Origin of the sequence: Paracoccus aminovorans (assembly GCF_900005615.1) — a bacterium.
Taxonomy (GTDB): domain Bacteria; phylum Pseudomonadota; class Alphaproteobacteria; order Rhodobacterales; family Rhodobacteraceae; genus Paracoccus; species Paracoccus aminovorans.
Genome location: NZ_LN832562.1, coordinates 309,167 through 326,160, shown reverse-complemented (window position 1 = coordinate 326,160; position 16,994 = coordinate 309,167). Strand labels below are relative to the sequence as shown.

Genomic DNA, 16,994 nt, shown 5'->3' with positions numbered 1-16,994 from the left:
TTGCTGTCGGTTTTGCGTCCTTGCTGCAGGCAGTCCCCGACCCGATCAGGAGAAGGACGATGCTGCAAGAAAACCCGATTGCTTCCTTCGCCTTGCTGCTGGCCTGCATCCTGCCAGCGGCCTGCGCGCCCGAACCGACCGGCACCACCGCGGGCCCGGCCAAGGGCGGAGTGGTGCAGGCCGCGGCACCGGGGCAGGTCGAATGCCGCGCCTCCAGCCCGGCGGTGACCGCAGCGGGCCTGACCGCGACCAACCGCGCGCGCCGCCAGGCCGGACTGCCCCCGGTCGCCGCCAATGCCCTGCTGGCCAGCGCCGCTGCCGCGCATGCCTGCGACATGGCCCGAAGCGGACGGATGGCCCATGCCGGCAGCCGCAGCAGTGGCCCGGCGCAACGGATCAAGGCCGCGGGATACGCCCCCCGGATCGCCGCCGAGAACATCGCCGCCGGCCCCTACGGCGTCGAGCAGACTCTGCGCGCCTGGAGCGGCTCGGGTGGCCACCGGGCCAATATGCTGATCCCCCAGGTCCGCGAATTCGGCATGGGCGAGGCCACGGCGGCGGATGGGCGGACCCGCTTCTGGTCGGCGATTTATGCCGCCCCCGGCGGCTGAAGTCCGCAGGAAACTCCCGTGGCCGGCATGGGCCGCTTTCGGCGCACGCGCTGCCCTGCGAAGCCCGCGCCTGGGAATCGACAACAGCCGCGCCGGAACGCTGACTATCTGGGCCGTTTCCGCCGCGTGGGAACCGATGCCGGCAACGGCCGGGCTGCGTCGCCGCTGCCTCAGGATCTGTCCCCGGCTTTTTGCCCGGCATCAATGGCCGAGCCATGGTCGCGCTGCTGCGGCGGCAGGCGGCGCTTTCCGGCGCAGATTTCATCGGCGCCCGCGTCACCAAGTTTCGGTGCAACAGAACGGGCTTTGCCACCGCCCTTAAGCCTCGCGCATCTGTGTGGACGGCCGTAACGTCGGAGGATTGCGCCGGCGCGGCGATTATTGACTGATCTCCTGCGGGAAAGGCCGTCCTGTCAGAAGTCCGCCGTCCCGATCCAGATGCCCATTGCCTGTAGCGCCATCACCGATGCCGTCGCGAACGTGGCCCCAGTCACGATGCTCGCGACCATCGCCGATGCAAGAAATGTCTGATGCGGCATCCTCACCTCCTGTTGCTTGCGTGCAGTGCCGCTACATGCCTTCATATCAACGTATGAATAAAAGCGCGGCGGCGAAAGACCGCCATTTGCCGATTTTATAGGCAATTTTTATGAGTAGTCTTTGCGTTTGACCAGTGGAAGCGTGGTCGGGCTGGGGGCCAAAAAGGGTGTGATAAAGGGAGTGCTTCTATGACCCTTCGGTGGTCAACTGGCGGAGCTCTTCCTCTGCACTGTCCCATTGCTATACGGCGATGACCGTCAGTTTCGCCGACTTGCCCAGCAACTCGCGGACGGCGTTGTCCTGGCGGAGCAGATTGCCATAGCGCCGGAATAGTCGCGCACCCGCGGCTGCAATCACAAGATATCGTCGCGGCTGGCGCCTGCAGCGAGATCGCGGACGGGAAACCGTGCCAGCGGCGCTCCGCAAAGACCTGCTTGCGAAAGAGCCGGCTTTCCCCCGTGGCAAAGACGAATTTTACCTCCCTGTACCCGCTCAGCATCGACCGCGCGCACGGTGCCTGCGAGTGGTTCATCGGCGAAACGACGGCTCGCCATCGGCGCGCAGCGGGCTCGTCCTCGGCACCTTCCCCGACGAACCCGCGACCGAGTTATCGCCAAACCCCGCTGTCGAGGCTGCGCGGCGCCGGCCGGATGCCCGGCCCCTTGGGTCGCCGGCGCTGCAACGCCGTCAGTCCTTTCCGCCCTGCGCCTGTTCTCCGCGCTCGTCGGCCGTCGCTCCCAGAGCCCTGGGCAGCTGCACCAGCACCAGCTCGGCCAGGATGGCGACTACCGAGCCGACGACGATGGAATGATGCGCCATCTCTGCCAGGACCGGATGCAGGGACGGGGCCAGCGCATCGGCCAGCGGCGGCACGCCGAGGCCCGCCATGATGCCCAGCGGCGCCACCAGGTTCCGGGCCGGGCTATGACGCTCAATCCCCGCCATCTGGATGCCGGCCATGATAACCGTCGCCGCCGCCGGGATGAACAGCCCGCCGATGACCGGGGCAGGAGTTGCGACCAGGATGGCGCCGACCTTGGGAATGAAGGCCAGAAGGATGAAGATGATCCCGGTCACCCGCACCACATGCCGGCTGGCGACGCCAGTCAGCTTCACCACGCCCAGGTTCTGCGCATAGGCCGTGGTGCCGAAGGCCCCCATCAGCGCCGACAGCATCGATCCGCCGGCCTCGCCCGCAATGCCCATGTTGATGCGCCGGTCGGTCAGCGGCGTACGGGTCAAGAGCGCGGTGGCCTCGTACATCCCGACCGCCTCGACGACGGCGACAAAAAAGACGATGACCATGGTCAGGGTGATTCCCAGGTCGAAGCTCCAGGCGCCATAGGGCAGCAGCTTCGGCAGGGCCAGCCACGGCGCGGCGCCAACCCCGCCATAGTCGAGCAGCCCCGCCACGGCCGCCGCGACATTGCCGACGACCAGCCCGATCAGGAAGCCGAAGGTCCGAAACCGCCCCCCGAGACCCGAGCAGACCACCACCGCGCCCATGGTCAGCGACGCGATCAGCAGGCTGTGGCCGGTGCCGAAATCCGGGCTGCCCGGGCCGCCGAAGAACTCCATGAAGGCGAAGCCGGTCAGCGAAATGCCGACCAGGGTGATGATGGCGCCCGGGACGGATTTCGACAGCACCGTGCGGATCCTGGCGAACTGGCCGCTGATCGCCGCCAGAAACACCAGCGCCGCGCCGATGAACAGCCCAAGGCCCGCCGAGGCGATGGTGCCCGCCTTGTAATAGCCGATGGCGAGCGGCGAGAAGGCCGAGGACGGCCCCTGCACGATGGGCAGCCGGACCAGTTTCGTGCTTTGCACGAAGGTCACGATCCCGGCCGCCAGGAAGGTCGCCGAGACCAGATTGGTGGCCAGCCCGGCCGAGAAGCCCGTCACCGAGGCGATGAAGATCGGGTCCAGCCAGGCGTTCGAGACCAGCGCCTGCTGGGCGCCCAGAACGACCCGTTTCGGAAGGGGGATGAGCTCCTCGACGCTGCCGACGTCCCCCGCGTTGTCCTGTCCTGCGTCGATATGACGTTCCATGGCCATGATGGTTCCTCCCCCTGACCGGTTCGAAGGCGTTGCCGGGTTACGGGTTCAGGCGCTGGATCCGCCGCGCCTGCTGCATGTGCTCGCGCAGCACGTCGTTCAGGCCGGGCAGGTTCGGCAGGCCGTTCTCGACCAGCGGCACGCCGTTCACGATGGTGGTGCCGGCGGTGGCCGGACCGCAGCGCAGCAGCGCCTCGACCGGGTCGGTCAGAGCGCCGGCCAGCGCGACATCCGACATCTGCCAGATCACCAGGTCGGCGCAGGCCCCGGGCCTCAGGTGCCCGATCTCGTCCTCCCAGCCCAGGCAGGCGGCGCCGCCGCGCGTCGCGGCGTCCAGCGCGTCGCGGGCCGACATCGAATGCGGCCCGTTCTTGTAGCGGCCAAGCAGCAGCGCCGTGCGCGCTTCGAGCCACAGCGAGGCGCTGTCGGTCGAGGCCGAGCCGTCGCAGCCCAGCCCCACAGGCATCCCCAGCGCCCGCAGGCCCATCAGGTCCGCCGACCCGCCGCCGATCAGCATGTTCGAGCAGGGGCATTGCGCGGTGCATACCCCGGCATGGGCTAGCCGCTTGATCTCGTCCTGCTTGGGATAGATGAAATGCGCGACCCAGGAGCGCGGCGTGGCCCAGCCGACGCGTTCGAAATATTCGACCGGGGTGCAGCCATAGACCTCCTGGCAATAGGTGTCTTCCTGCGGGTCCTCGGCCAGGTGGGTGTGCAGGCGCAGGTCGTATTTCTCGGCCAGCCGCGCCGATTCCGACATGATCCGCTCGGTCACCGAGAACAGCGAACAGGGCGCCAGGGCCACGCGGTTCATCGCCCCTGGAGCGGCGTCGTGGAACGTCTCGACCAGCCGGACCGAATCCTCCAGGATGACGTCTTCCTTCTGCACCACCGAAGCCGGCGGCAGCCCGCCATCCTCGACCGAGCGCGTCATCGAGCCGCGGGTGGCATAGAAGCGATAGCCGATCTCGTTCGCGGCCTTGAACTGGGCGTCGATCAGGAAGGGCTTGGGATGGACATACATGTGGTCCATCGAGGTGGTGCAGCCCCCCAGCAGCAGCTCGGCCATGGCGACATAGGTCGACAGATAGACCGAATCCGCGTCCAGTTCCGCCCAGAGCGGATAGAGCCCGGTCAGCCACTCGAACAGGGTGCCGTTCGTCACCGGCGCATAGGAGCGGGTCAGGTTCTGGTACATGTGATGGTGGCAGTTGATCAGGCCCGGCGTGACCAGCCTGCCGTGGGCCGAGATGCGGCGCTTCGCCGCCGGTTCGGTGCCGCTGTCGCCGAGGGCGGTCACGCGGTTGCCGGTGATCGCCACCCATCCCGACGGGATTTCCCAGCCGCGATCGACATAGATATAAGCATCGTGAATAAGAAGATCGGCTGTCATGCCCCCTCCAGTTCCCATAGGTGAACCGGCCAGAGGCCGGCGTCGCTATGATCCCTGTACCAGGAGGCGCGAACTCCGGATCGTCATCAACCTGGGTTGAGCGGGTATGAACGTCGCAGCAGACCGCCGCGACCCCCCCGACCTTGCCGGGGCGACCGCCCGCCTGTCAAGCGGTTTTGAAACCCGGCGCCGGCTTGCCAGTTCAGATGCGCGGCGGGCCGGCGTCCGAAGCGACGGCGATCCGAAAGTCAGGCTGCCGGCAGGATGTCGAGCAACGGATCGGCCGCCTCGACGATCTGATAGCTGGCCGCCAACAGGTCATCGAGCGCCATCGACGCCTCGCGGCCGACATGCTCGCTGATGGGGTCGCTGACGTCTTTCGGCGCCTCGGCCAAGGCCGAAAGCGCTGCCTGGAGCTGCCCGATGAGTTCGTTAGGAATCTCTGCCATGTCGTTCCCTGCTTCTTTTATACCTGCGGAACGCGCAACGATGCCGTTGGTTCAATCACGTTACCCTGCCGTGGGTCGCAGCCACGCCAAGCCTTGCCGTGCTTGCAGGCGGCAAACCCGGAGGGCGCCATTGTTGAATTCCCCACCAGGAATTTCACGGCGAAGCCATGGCGTTGACAGGCTTCCGAAAAAGTACTCCGAGAGAGGGGTCGGGAAGGTTCTGGATCTGACGAGAACCGGCTCGAAAATCGGGAGTTTCCTGCCGTTTCGCGGCAAGTTTCCCGCTATCCGGACTAGGATGGCTCGTAGCGGGGACTCATTTAAGCAACCTGTCAACGGGGTAACGCACCGCCACTGCGGGGCGGGTCGGAAACCACGACGATGCGTCAAGCTGACCCGAAGGGTCGCCCGATTCGGATCTTCCGTCGGCGGGCCAGACCTCGGACTATATCGGAGCTTGGGCGCTCCTATCAGCATCGGCTGCGCGCCGGATGGCCGTTCTGATGCACCGCATCTGGGTCGAGGGAACCACCTTCCTCTGGAAGACGGGTACGGTCAGGCAATCGCGCCGAAGCCGCCGCGGTCCCCGAGCAGCCGTCCGACATCCGGCAGGTTGCCGGACAGCGCCCGCGTCCTGGCCTGCCCGGCGGTGACAAACAGGTCGAGCGGCCCGCCCTGGCTGTCGCAGATAGGATGCCGCCGGCCGATCAGGCGTTGAACAGGAAATGCAGCACGTCGCCGTCCTTGACCTCGTAGGACTTGCCCTCGACGCGGAACTTGCCGGCCTCGCGCGCGCCGGCCTCGCCCCGGTAGGTGACGTAATCGTCATAGGCGACGGTCTCGGCGCGGATGAAGCCGCGCTCGAAATCGCCATGGATCACGCCCGCCGCCGCCGGGGCCAGCGTGCCCTTGTGGATGGTCCAGGCACGGGCCTCCTTGGGGCCGACGGTGAAATAGGTGTCGAGGCCCAAGAGCTTGTAGCCCTCGCGGATCAGCCGGTCCAGCCCGGCCTCGTGCAGGCCCATCTCTTCGAGGAACATGGTCGCCTCTTCGGCGGGCAGCTGGCTGATCTCTTCCTCGATCTTGGCCGAGATCACCACATGGCCGGCGCCCTGCGCGCGGGCCATTTCTGCCACGCGCTCGGACTGGCTGTTGCCGGTCGCGGCCTTGTCCTCTTCGACGTTGCAGACGAACAGCACCGGCTTGGCGGTCAAGAGCTGCAGCATGTCCCAGGCCTTCCGGTCCTCCTCCGCCACGGCGACGGTGCGGGCGGGCTTGCCGGATTCCAGCGCCGCCTGCGCGGCCTTCAACAGCTTCTCCTGCGCGACGGCGTCCTTGTCGCCGCCCTTCAGCTTGCGGGCGATGTTCGCCAGCCGGCGCTCGACCGATTCCAGGTCGGCGATCATCAGCTCGGTCTCGATGGTCTCGGCATCGGCGATGGGATCGACGCGGCCCTCGACATGGGTGACGTCGCCGTCCTCGAAGCAGCGCAGGACATGGGCGATGGCGTCCACTTCGCGGATATTGGCCAGGAACTGGTTGCCCAGCCCCTCGCCTTTGCTGGCGCCCTTCACCAGGCCGGCGATGTCGACGAAGGTGATGCGGGTCGGGATGATCTGCTTCGAACCGGCGATCTCGGCCAGCGTATCCAGCCGCGGGTCGGGCACGGCGACCTCGCCCACGTTCGGCTCGATGGTGCAGAAGGGAAAGTTCGCGGCCTGGGCGGCGGCGGTTTTCGTCAGCGCGTTGAACAGCGTCGATTTGCCCACGTTCGGCAGGCCAACGATCCCCATGCGAAAGCCCATGACTGCACCCCTTTGTCCCGGATTTCCGCGCTTATTATGGGGCGGGGGCGCCCGAGTCCAGTGGCGGGGCGTTGATCTTGTCCCGGGCGCGGGCTAGGGCTTGGCGGAACAAGAGGGAACGGGCGCATGAGCAGAATCGACGACACTTTCGCGCGGCTGGCCGAAACCGGCGGCAAGGCCTTCGTCGCCTATATGATGGGCTGCGACCCGGATTTCGACACCTCGCTGGCGATCATGCGCGGCCTGCCCGGCGCGGGCGTGGACATCATCGAGCTGGGCATGCCCTTCACCGACCCGATGGCCGACGGCCCGACCATCCAGGCGGCCGGCCAGCGCGCGCTGGCGGCGGGCGGCAGCGTGACCCGCGTGCTGGACATGGTGCGCGCCTTCCGCCAGGAGGACGCGACGACCCCCATCGTGCTGATGGGCTATTACAATCCCATTTACGCCCGCGCGGGCGGGGTGGACCGCTTTATCGCCGAGGCGGTCGAGGCCGGCGTGGACGGGCTGATCGTCGTAGACCTGCCGCCGGAAGAGGACGCCGAACTGTGTCTGCCGGCGCGCGAGGCCGGGCTGAACTTCATCCGGCTGGCGACGCCGACCACCGACGACCGCCGCCTGCCCGCGGTGGTCAGGAACACCAGCGGCTTCGTCTATTACGTCTCGGTCACCGGCATCACCGGCGGGCCGGCGGCGAACGCGGCCGAGGTCGCGCCCGAGGTCGCCCGCATCCGTGCCAGCGCCGGCCTGCCGGTGGTGGTGGGTTTCGGCATCTCGACCCCCGAGGCGGCGCAGGCGGTGGCGGGCGTGGCCGATGGCTGCGTCGTCGGCTCGGCCATCGTCAAGCTGGTCGGCGAGGGGCGGCCGGTGGCGGAGGTGCTGGATTTCGTCGCCTCGCTGGCGGCGGGCGCGCATCGGGCCTGAAGGCCGGGGGCATGAGGGAACGCGATTGGGGCGCAAGCGCCTCGGGACGCTGCATCTTCTAACTGGCCGCTGAAAATGAGCTCCGAGAGGGGCGTCGGGACGGAAATCGTTCTGCGCCCGACATGACGGGCTGGAAAGCAGGGCATTTGCGGGTGTTTCGTGGCGCATTTCCCGTTTTCTGTCCATTCTGCCGCGTCGGGGGGACCTTTTCCGTAGCCTGCTAACAGCAAACCTGCCCGAGAAGATTCCAATCGGGGGCTGCCATCGGCGGCGCGTAAGGAAACGATTCCCGGCGGCTTCGCGGATTCTGAGCTTTCACGCAGCCTCTGCCCGTCCCGCTTGCGACGGCGCCAGACGACCCGATGCTGCCGTTCGTGCCGATGTGCCCTCGACGCACCGCTTCCGAATGTCCCAAAGATCCCGGGACGAGGGCCGCTATCCGGCCTCCCCTGTCCGACCCGTTCGACCGCACCGAACGCAGCGTTCCCGCCGCAAGTGCTTGGAGAAACGCGCCGCGCCGCTATCTTCAGCGCATCACCGACGGAGGAACCCATGGCCAAACTGCTTTACCACACCGGCGCCTGCTCGCTGGCGCCGCATGTCGTGCTGGAATGGATCGGCGCGCCCTATGAGGCCGAGAATGTCGCCTTCGGCTCGAAAGAGCTTCTGGCCGCGAACCCCTCGGGCGCGGTGCCGGCGCTGATCGAGGATGACGGCTGGATCCTGACCCAATGCGGCGCGATCCTGCGCTATCTGGCGAGAAAGCACCCCGAGGCCGGTCTGGCCGGCGGCAGCGGCCTGCGCGCCGAGGCGGAACTGGACCGCTGGTCCAGCTTCTTCACCGGCGACATGCATCCCGCCTTCTTTCCCCTGTTCATGCCCGCGCGCTATACCGTCGGCCAGGACGCGTCCGCGCAGGAGGAGGTGCAAGAGGCCGGCCGCAAGCTGGTGCGCCGCAAGCTGAAGCTGCTCGACGACCACCTGGCCGGGCGCGAATGGATCCTGGACCGCCGCTCGATCATCGATGCCTATGCCCTGCCGATGATCCGCTGGGCAGAGAAGCTGCTGCCCGAGGGCATCGCCGGCTGGCCCCATGTCCAGTCGCTGCATGATCGTCTCATGGCGGACCCCGCCGTGCAAAACGTCCTGGCCCGCGAGGCGGGCGAATAAGGAGAGCATCATGCCCACCGGCATCCATCACGTCACCGGCATCACCCGCCGGGTGCAGGCCAATGTCGATTTCTACGCCGGCTTTCTGGGTCTGCGGCTGGTCAAGCGCACCGGCGGCTTCGAGGATGCCGAGCAGTTGCACCTCTTCTATGGCGATGCCCTGGGCTCGCCCGGCTCGCTCGTCACCTTCCTGGTCTGGGAGGATGGCGCACCGGGCCGGGTCGGGCACGGCCAGGTCGCGGAAATCGCCCTGGCCGTGCCGCCGGCCAGCATCGGCGCATGGCTGACCCGCGCCATGACCGCCCGCATCCCGGTCGAGGGTCCGGCGCGCGAACAGGGCGAAACCGTGCTGCGGCTGAAGGACCCGGACGGCGTGATCGTCAAGCTGGTGGGCGTCGACCTGCCGGCGGCGGCGGCGCTGCCCGATCCGATCGCTCCGACGCGGCTGCGCGGGGTCACGTTGCTGACCGAGAAGCCGGCCGAGACAGCCGCCTTCGTCGCCCGCTTCGGCTATCGGCCGGCTGCGGCCGAGGGCGCGGTGCAGCGACTGGTCTCGGACCGCGACGCCGTCGACATCCGCGACGCCACCGGTTTCTTTCCGGGCATTCCAGGCACCGGCACCCTGGATCACGTCGCCTTTCGCGCCCCGGATGACCAGGCGCTGCGGGCAATGCGGCAGGCGCTGCAGGATACCGATGCGACCACGGTGCACGACCGGAAATATTTCCTGTCGCTCTATGTCCGCGAGCCGGCCGGCACGCTGCTGGAATATGCCACGGACGCCCCGGGCTTCACGCTGGACGAGCCGCCCGAGACGCTGGGCAGCACGCTGTTCATCCCACCCGGCGATGCGGCGCGCGCGCAGGAGCTGCGCGTGATGCTGCCCCAATTCGCCCTGCCGGGCGAGGAAAGGACGCCGATGCGCGATCTGCATTTCATCCACCGCTTCCACCGGCCGGAAAACCCCGATGGCAGCACCATCGTGCTGCTGCACGGCACCGGCGGCAATGAGACCGACCTGATGCCGCTGGCCCGCCGTATCGCCCCGAACGCCACGCTCTTGGGGGTGCGCGGCCGCTCGACCGAAGAGGGGATCAACCGCTGGTTTCGCCGCTTCGACGCCGTGACCTATGACCAGGCCGACATCCGCGCCGAGGCCGAGGCCTTTGCCGCCTTCGTCGACGAGGCCGCGCGGGCCTATGGGCTGGACCCTGCGGCGCTGGTGCACCTGGGCTATTCCAACGGCGCGAACCTGCTGGGTGCGGCGATGCAGCTGCATCCGGGACTGATCCGCCACGCCATCCTGCTGCGCGGGATCCAGGTGCTGGAACAGCCGCCGCCGCTGGCGCCCGAGGCGCTGGCCGGGACGCGTGCGCTGCTGCTCGGCGGCGCCCGCGATCCCTTCGCCCGCATGGCACCGGCCCTGGAACGGGCGCTGCGGGCCGGCGGCGCCGCGGTGCAGGCCCAGGAGCTGGCGGCCGGGCACGAGCTTTCCGCGGCCGACCTCGACGCCGCGCGGGCCTGGCTGGACTAGGCGGCGGCGGCAGCGCCTCGGTTTCCAGATTCCGAACACCGCGTTCCGATATGGCCGGCTTGCCCGAAAGGGCCGCCACCGCCAGATTGCCGGAACAAGCATTCCCGCCCGCCGTTGCGGGCCATCAACCAAGGATCGTCAGATGACCCAACCGAACATCGCCATCATCATCGGCTCGACCCGCGACACGCGCTTCGCCGACAAACCCGCCGCCTGGCTGCTGGAAAACGCGCAAAAGCGCGACGACATGCGCTTCGAACTCGTGGACCTGCGCGACTACGACCTGCCGCTGTTCAACGAGGCGGCCTCGAACCTGTGGATGCCGTCCTCGGACCCGCGCGCGGTGAAATGGCAGCAGAAGCTGGCCGAGTTCGACGGATTCATCTTCCTGACCGCCGAATACAACCACTCGGTCACCGGTTCGCTGAAGAACGCGCTGGATCAGGCCTACAAGGAATGGAACCATAAGCCGGCCGCGGCCATGGGCTATGGCGGCGTCGGTGCGGCCCGCGCCATCGAGCACCTGCGCGGCATCGCCGTGGAATTGCAGATGGTGCCGCTGCGAAATGCCGTGCATCTGGGCGGCGGCGATTTCTTCAAGGTCTCGCCGCTGGGCGCCAACGGCCCGATGTCCGAGGTCGAGGCGAACCTGAAGCCGGCGCTGGATGCGATGCTGGACGAATTGCTCTGGTGGACCGAGGCGACCATGGCGCAGCGCGCCAAGACCGCCTGAGCCTTTCCGGTCCCGGTCAAAGGGCGGTCACCTCGACCGCCCTTTCGTCTTTTCGCCATTCAGCGCGATCGCGGCGCGGACCAGCGCCGTCAGCGCCTCGGCATCGGCCTGTTCGCCCTCGCGCAGGTCGATGGCGCGGCGCGTGTTGCCGTCCAGGCTGGCGTTGAACAGCCCCGCCGGATCCTCCAGCGCCGCGCCGCGGGCGAAGGTCAGCTTGACCACCTGCCGATAGGTCTCGCCGGTGCAAATGATGCCGTGATGCGACCAGACCGGCACGCCGCGCCATTTCCATTCCTCGACCACCTCGGGATCGGCCGCGCGGATCAGGCGGCGCACCCGGGCCAGCGTTTCGGCGCGCCAGTCGCCGAGTTCCGCGATCCGCGCGTCGATCCGTTCCGAGGCGGATCGTCCTGTCTCCGGCTCGCTCATGCTCGCGGCTCCTGTCGGTCGGGTTGCCGGCAGGATGCGGCAAACCCGCCCGCCGGGCAACCGGCGAGGGGTCCACGCGCAGGAAAAGGCCGCCGGATCGCGCCGGCGGCCTTGATCTTCTGTTGGCGAGGGTTAGTCCAGCGGCCGCAACCCCGCCTCGATCTGCGCCCGGCGGCTCTCCAGGAAGGGCGGCAGCGACAGGCTTTCGCCCAGCCGGTCCAGCGGCTCGTCCACGGCAAAGCCGGGCTCGTCGCTGGCGATCTCGAACAGGTTGCCGCCCGGTTCGCGGAAATAGAGCGAGCGGAAATAGTAACGCTCGACCTCGCCCGAGTTCGGCACCCGCATCCGGTTCAGCCGCAGCGCCCATTCGCGGATCGCCGGCTTGTCCGGCACCCGGAAGGCGACGTGGTGCACGCCCCCGGCGCCCTGGCGCGCCACGGGCAGGTCGGGCTGCACTGCGACATGCAGTTCCGCCGACGGCCCGCCCGCGCCCATTTCATAGACATGGACCGCGCCCTGCCCGTCCGGGCTGGCATAGTCCCGGACCTTGCGCAGGTCCATCGCCTGCGTCAGCACCCGGTCCGTCGGCGCCAGGTCGGGCACCGAGATGGTGATCGGCCCCAGCCCGTGGATCTGGTGCTGCGCCGGGACCGGGCTTTTCTCCCAGGGTGCGGATGCGGCACCCGCTTCATCCTCGGTCAGTCGGAAGCGCTGGCCCTCGGGGTCCTCGAAATCCAGCACACTGCGGCCGTCGAGCGTGCCGGGCTTGCCTCGGGTCAGGCCGGCATCGCCAAGCCGCGCGGCCCAGAAATCGAAACTGTCCCCGCCGATCCGCAGGCCGGTGCGGCTGATCGAATGGGTGCCGCGCCGCTCGCCCGACGCGGGCCAATCGAAGAAGGTCAGATCGGTGCCGGGCTGCGCCAGCCCATCGGCATAGAACAGATGATAGGCGCTGGTATCGTCCTGGTTGACGGTCTTCTTGACCAGCCGAAGCCCCAGCGTGTCGGTATAGAACCGCCGGTTGCCGGGCGCATCGGCGGTGATCGCCGTCAGGTGGTGAATTCCGGTGAGCTGCATGATGGCTCCTCCTTTCGCTGGGCTGAATATCGGCGTCCCGCGCCGTTTCCGCCACCGGAGCAGGCCCGAACCTCGCGTTCGTCCGGATCGAACGCTTGGGGCTTTGCGCCGGGCATGGGACGCCCTATCTTCATCCCATGCGCTACGACCTCGACGATCTTGAGACCTTCCTGACGGTGATGGAGCTCGGCACGGTGACCGCGGCGGCCGCGCGGCTGAACCTGTCGAAATCCGTGGTCAGCAAGCGGATCACCGACCTGGAATCCACCCTGGGCGCGGCGCTGTTTCGCCGCAACGCCGGCCGCATCATCCCGACCGAGGCCGCGCTGCGCCTGGCCGAGCGGCTGCGCCCGGCGCTGTCCGAGCTGGTGGCGGCGGCGGAAAGCACCGCCTGGGACATGGACGGCGTGGCGCCCCTGCGCGGCAGCCTCTCGATCGCCGCGCCGATGAGCTTCGGCGTGCTGCATCTGGGCCCGATCATCGCCCGCTTCGCCGAGGCCAATCCCGAACTGGACATCGCGGTCGACTACGACGACCGCACCCGAGATCTGGCGCGCGAGGGCTTCGACGTGGGCATCCGCGTCGGCAAGACCCGCGACAAGGCGCTGATGCAGCGCAAGCTGTGCGAGGACGAAAGCGTCGCCGTCGCCGCCCCCGCCTATTTGGAGCGCATGGGCCGGCCCCGCACGCTGGCCCAGTTGCGCGACCATCAGGTGATCGGCTACAGCCATGTGCCCAATAGCCAGCTCTGGCAGTTCCAGGACCGCGACCGCTTCGTCTCGCCCCTGGTCGCCGGGCGGATCTCGCTCAACAACGGCGAGGCGATCCGCTGCATGGCGATGCAGGGGCTGGGTCTTGCCATGCTGCCGGGCTTCATCGCCGCGCCGGCGCTGGCCGAAGGCCGGCTCGAGCGCGTGCTTGCTGATTACCCTACCCGCCCGCTGCCGATCGTGGCGGTGTGGCCGCCCGTTTCCCCCATGCCCGCCAAGCTGCGGCGCTTCGTCGACCATCTGGCCGGCGCGTTGAAGAACCCGCCCTGGCGGACGGAACCCAAGGAATGACCATGAAGAAAATCGGCTTTCTGTCCTTTGGCCACTGGTCCGACGAACGCGCGGCGGCCACCCGCAGCGCCCAGGACACGCTGCTGCAATCCATCGACCTTGCCGTCGCGGCCGAGGAGTTGGGCGCGGACGGCGCCTATTTCCGGGTGCACCACTTCGCACGCCAGCTGGCCTCGCCCTTTCCGCTGCTGGCGGCGGTGGGCGCGCGGACCAGCACCATCGAGATCGGCACCGCCGTCATCGACATGCGCTATGAAAATCCGTTCTACATGGCCGAGGACGCAGGCAGTGCCGACCTCATCTCGCAGGGGCGGCTGCAACTGGGCATCTCGCGCGGCTCGCCCGAGCAGGTGATCGACGGCTGGCGGCATTTCGGCTATCGCCCGGCCGAGGACGAAAGCGATGCCGACATGGCGCGGCGCCATGCCGAGGTGTTCCTGCAGTTGCTCGAAGGCAAGGGCTTCGCCCAGCCGAACCCGCGCCCGATGTTCCCGAACCCGCCCGGTCTGCTGCGGCTCGAACCGCATTCGCCCGGGCTCATCGACCGCATCTGGTGGGGCGCGGCGTCGAACGCCACGGCGCAATGGGCGGCGCGGCTGGGCATGAACCTGCAAAGCTCGACCCTGAAGGACGACGAGAACGGCAAGCCCTTCCACGTCCAGCAGGCCGAGCAGATCCGCGCCTATCGCGCCGCCTGGGCCGAAGCTGGGCATGCGCGCACGCCCCGCGTCTCGGTCAGCCGCTCGATCTTCGCGCTGACCGACGACCGCGACCGCATGTATTTCGGCCGCGGCGGCAAGGAGTCCGACCAGATCGGCTTCATCGAAGAGACCCGCTCGGTCTTCGGCCGCGGCTATACCGGCGAACCGGACCGCCTGGTCGAGGAGCTGCGTCGCGACGAAGGCATCGCCGAGGCCGACACCCTGCTGCTGACGGTGCCGAACACGCTGGGCGTCGACTACAACGTCCATGTGATCGAGAACATCCTGAAGCATGTCGCCCCGGCCCTGGGTTGGCGCTGACCGCCCGGGCACCGGACAGAACCGCGGCCGGGGCTGTGCGCCCCGTCGCGGCCAGCGATCCGGCCATATCCTTCCTGCCCGGGTTGACCTCTGCTGGACCCGCCCGCGGCTCACGGTGCCGATGGTGCGATGCGCAACCGGCCGACCACCCGGCTTGCTTGTATCCGCCCTGCAAGTGGTCCAGAACCGCGGCCGGCCCCCAGGGTCGCCGGAATGCCTGCCAGGAGAACCGCCATGAACGCGCTGAAACGGATCGGCATCGACAGCTACATGCTGCTTCTGCTCGCCACGGTGGCGCTTGGCCTGCTGCTGCCGGCCCGCGGCTTCGCGGCCGAGGCGCTGCGGCTGACGACATGGTGGGCGGTGGTGCTGCTGTTCTTCCTCTACGGCGCCAAGCTGGACCCGGCCTCGATCCGTGCCGGGCTGCTGAACTGGCGCTTGCAGGGGCTGACTTTCGGTGCCACCTATGCGCTGTTCCCGCTGCTGGGTCTGGCGCTGGCCGCGGTCTTCGGCGGCGTGCTGGGGCCGGAACTGACGCTGGGGCTGCTGTTCCTGGCCGTGCTGCCCTCGACGGTGCAAAGCTCGATCGCCTTCACCTCGATCGCCGGCGGCAACGTGCCGGCGGCGATCTGCGCGGCGTCGCTGTCGAACCTGATTGGCGTGGCGCTGACGCCGCTGCTGGTCACCCGCATCCTGCACCAGGAAGGCGCCGCGGTCAGCCTCGACGCGGTGGAAAAGATCGCGATGCAGATCCTTTTGCCCTTCGTCGTCGGCCAGGTGCTGCGGCCCTGGATCGGTGACTTCGTGCGGCGCCACCGGCTGCTGACCATGGTGGTGGACCGCGGCTCGATCCTGCTGATCGTCTATTCGGCCTTCGGCGCCGGCACGGTGGCGGGCGTCTGGTCCAGCATCCCGGCTTCGGGCCTGGTGCTGTGCTTCCTGGTGGTGGCGCTGCTGCTGGCGCTGGCCATGGGCATCATGGTCGCCGCGGGCCGCATCTCCCGGCTGCCGCCCGCCGACCAGGCGGTGCTGTTCTTCTGCGGCTCGACGAAAAGCCTCGCCTCGGGCCTGCCCATCGCCTCTGCGATCTTCCCGGCGGCGACGGTGGGCGCCACCGTGCTGCCGGTGATGATCTATCACATGACCCAGCTTCTGGTCTGCTCGGCAGTGGCGCAACGCTACGCCCGGGCGCGCGCCTAAAAGTCCCAGTCGTCGTCTTCGGTCGCCACGGCCTTGCCGATGACATAGCTCGATCCGGAACCGGAAAAGAAGTCGTGGTTCTCGCTGTCGGGCGACAGCGCGGCCAGGATCGCCGGGTTCACCTCGCAGGCGGCCGGCGGGAAAAGCGCTTCGTAACCAAGGTTCTGCAAGGCCTTGTTCGCATTGTAGTGCAAAAAGGCCTTCACATCCTCGGTCAGGCCGATGCCGTCGTAAAGCTCGGCGGTATATTTCGATTCGATGTCGTAGAGATCGAAGATCAGCGAAAAGGCAAAATCCTTCAACTCCTGCTGCCTGGCGGCGCCCAGCTTCTCCAGCCCGCGCTGGTACTTGTAACCGATGTAATAGCCGTGCACCGCCTCGTCGCGGATGATCAGGCGGATCAGATCGGCGGTATTGGTCAGCTTGGCGCGGCTGGACCAGTACATGGGCAGGTAGAAGCCGGAATAGAACAGGAAACTCTCCAGGAAGACCGAGGCGATCTTGCGCTTCAAGGGATCGGCGCCGGCCTTGTATTTCTCGACCACCGTATGAGCCTTGGCCTGCAGATGCGGGTTCTCCTCGGCCCAGCGAAAAGCCTCGTCCACCTCCTTGGTCAGGCACAGCGTCGAAAAGATCGAGCTATAGGACCGCGCATGCACCGCCTCCATGAAGCTGATGTTCGACAGCACCGCTTCCTCATGCGGGGTCAGCGCATCGGGCATCATCGAGGGCGCGCCGATGGTGTTCTGCACCGTGTCGAGCAGCGTCAGCCCGGTAAAGACCCGGATGGTCAGCTCGCGCTCGGCCGGCCGCAGCGTGGCCCAGCTCTGCACGTCGTTCGACAGCGGCACCTTCTCCGGCAGCCAGAAGTTGACGGTCAGGCGGTTCCAAACCTCCAGGTCCTTCTCGTCCTCCAGCCGGTTCCAGTTGATCGCGCGCAAAGGCGTCCGCACGGCATGATCCTTCATTGGGAAGAACCTTTCTTTTGTGT

The 16,994-nt window shown here is 67.8% G+C and carries 17 protein-coding genes and 1 pseudogene; 9 read left to right on the top strand and 9 right to left on the bottom strand.

Features of this window, described 5'->3' with window-relative positions:
• Positions 1-59 precede the first annotated feature (59 nt).
• Positions 60-611 (top strand): CAP domain-containing protein, encoded by a 552-nt coding sequence (locus JCM7685_RS17580; protein WP_083412699.1) that lies wholly within the window; start codon positions 60-62, stop codon positions 609-611.
• A gap of 215 nt (positions 612-826) precedes the next feature.
• Positions 827-1,000, top strand: a complete 174-nt coding sequence (locus JCM7685_RS19935) for a hypothetical protein (protein WP_170848920.1) — start codon at positions 827-829, stop codon at positions 998-1,000.
• Positions 1,001-1,024: 24 nt separating this feature from the next.
• On the opposite strand, the gene JCM7685_RS20580 is transcribed toward JCM7685_RS19935, so the two are convergent.
• The 6 genes and pseudogenes from JCM7685_RS20580 to ychF form a co-directional block, all read right to left on the bottom strand.
• A complete protein-coding gene (locus JCM7685_RS20580; protein ID WP_269458841.1) occupies positions 1,025-1,150 on the bottom strand; it encodes a hypothetical protein in 126 nt (41 codons plus the stop codon).
• A 688-nt stretch (positions 1,151-1,838) separates the two neighbouring features.
• The gene (locus JCM7685_RS17575; RefSeq protein ID WP_074967557.1) at positions 1,839-3,206 is read right to left on the bottom strand and encodes a uracil-xanthine permease family protein; all 1,368 of its coding nucleotides are present in this window, start codon (positions 3,204-3,206) and stop codon (positions 1,839-1,841) included.
• Between the two features lie 40 nt (positions 3,207-3,246).
• On the bottom strand, positions 3,247-4,599 hold the full coding sequence (locus JCM7685_RS17570) for an 8-oxoguanine deaminase (protein ID WP_074967559.1): 1,353 nt from the start codon (positions 4,597-4,599) through the stop codon (positions 3,247-3,249).
• A 248-nt stretch (positions 4,600-4,847) separates the two neighbouring features.
• Entirely contained in the window at positions 4,848-5,048 is a 201-nt protein-coding gene (locus JCM7685_RS17565) for a hypothetical protein (RefSeq protein ID WP_074967561.1), read from the bottom strand.
• Positions 5,049-5,624: 576 nt separating this feature from the next.
• A pseudogene (locus JCM7685_RS20430) lies at positions 5,625-5,762 on the bottom strand (IS5/IS1182 family transposase); the annotation flags it as partial.
• Positions 5,756-6,853, bottom strand: coding sequence for a redox-regulated ATPase YchF (gene ychF, locus JCM7685_RS17560; RefSeq protein WP_074967563.1), 1,098 nt, complete (start codon positions 6,851-6,853; stop codon positions 5,756-5,758). The gene ychF and the pseudogene JCM7685_RS20430, both read right to left, overlap by 7 nt.
• A gap of 126 nt (positions 6,854-6,979) precedes the next feature.
• Here ychF and trpA point away from each other — a divergent pair, with 126 nt between their 5' ends.
• The 4 genes from trpA (at position 6,980) to JCM7685_RS17540 (ending at position 11,214) form a co-directional block, all read left to right on the top strand.
• Positions 6,980-7,777, top strand: coding sequence for a tryptophan synthase subunit alpha (gene trpA / locus JCM7685_RS17555; RefSeq protein ID WP_074967564.1), 798 nt, complete (start codon positions 6,980-6,982; stop codon positions 7,775-7,777).
• 552 nt (positions 7,778-8,329) lie between these two features.
• Positions 8,330-8,947 carry a glutathione S-transferase family protein gene (locus JCM7685_RS17550; protein ID WP_074967565.1) on the top strand — a complete coding sequence of 206 codons (618 nt, stop codon included), beginning with the start codon at positions 8,330-8,332 and terminating at the stop codon, positions 8,945-8,947.
• Between the two features lie 10 nt (positions 8,948-8,957).
• Entirely contained in the window at positions 8,958-10,481 is a 1,524-nt protein-coding gene (locus tag JCM7685_RS17545; RefSeq protein ID WP_074967566.1) for a VOC family protein, read from the top strand.
• A 142-nt stretch (positions 10,482-10,623) separates the two neighbouring features.
• Complete coding sequence (locus JCM7685_RS17540; protein ID WP_074967567.1) at positions 10,624-11,214, top strand: NADPH-dependent FMN reductase; 591 nt, start codon at positions 10,624-10,626, stop codon at positions 11,212-11,214.
• Positions 11,215-11,241: 27 nt separating this feature from the next.
• On the opposite strand, the gene JCM7685_RS17535 is transcribed toward JCM7685_RS17540, so the two are convergent.
• Both JCM7685_RS17535 and JCM7685_RS17530 read right to left on the bottom strand, forming a co-directional pair.
• Positions 11,242-11,643, bottom strand: a complete 402-nt coding sequence (locus JCM7685_RS17535; protein ID WP_074967569.1) for a DUF1801 domain-containing protein — start codon at positions 11,641-11,643, stop codon at positions 11,242-11,244.
• 132 nt (positions 11,644-11,775) lie between these two features.
• Positions 11,776-12,720, bottom strand: a complete 945-nt coding sequence (locus tag JCM7685_RS17530) for a ring-cleaving dioxygenase (RefSeq protein ID WP_074967571.1) — start codon at positions 12,718-12,720, stop codon at positions 11,776-11,778.
• Positions 12,721-12,857: 137 nt separating this feature from the next.
• On the opposite strand from JCM7685_RS17530, the gene JCM7685_RS17525 reads away from it, so the two are divergent.
• The 3 genes from JCM7685_RS17525 to JCM7685_RS17515 all read left to right on the top strand — a co-directional run bounded on the left by JCM7685_RS17525 (position 12,858) and on the right by JCM7685_RS17515 (position 16,003).
• The gene (locus JCM7685_RS17525) at positions 12,858-13,781 is read left to right on the top strand and encodes a LysR family transcriptional regulator (protein ID WP_074967573.1); all 924 of its coding nucleotides are present in this window, start codon (positions 12,858-12,860) and stop codon (positions 13,779-13,781) included.
• A 2-nt stretch (positions 13,782-13,783) separates the two neighbouring features.
• On the top strand, positions 13,784-14,803 hold the full coding sequence (locus JCM7685_RS17520) for an LLM class flavin-dependent oxidoreductase (protein ID WP_074967575.1): 1,020 nt from the start codon (positions 13,784-13,786) through the stop codon (positions 14,801-14,803).
• 234 nt (positions 14,804-15,037) lie between these two features.
• Positions 15,038-16,003, top strand: coding sequence for a bile acid:sodium symporter family protein (locus JCM7685_RS17515; protein ID WP_074967577.1), 966 nt, complete (start codon positions 15,038-15,040; stop codon positions 16,001-16,003).
• Here the strand turns inward: JCM7685_RS17515 and nrdF are convergent.
• Complete coding sequence (nrdF, locus tag JCM7685_RS17510) at positions 16,000-16,971, bottom strand: class 1b ribonucleoside-diphosphate reductase subunit beta (RefSeq protein ID WP_074967579.1); 972 nt, start codon at positions 16,969-16,971, stop codon at positions 16,000-16,002. The two genes, JCM7685_RS17515 and nrdF, sit on opposite strands and share 4 nt — an antisense overlap.
• Positions 16,972-16,994: the final 23 nt, after the last annotated feature.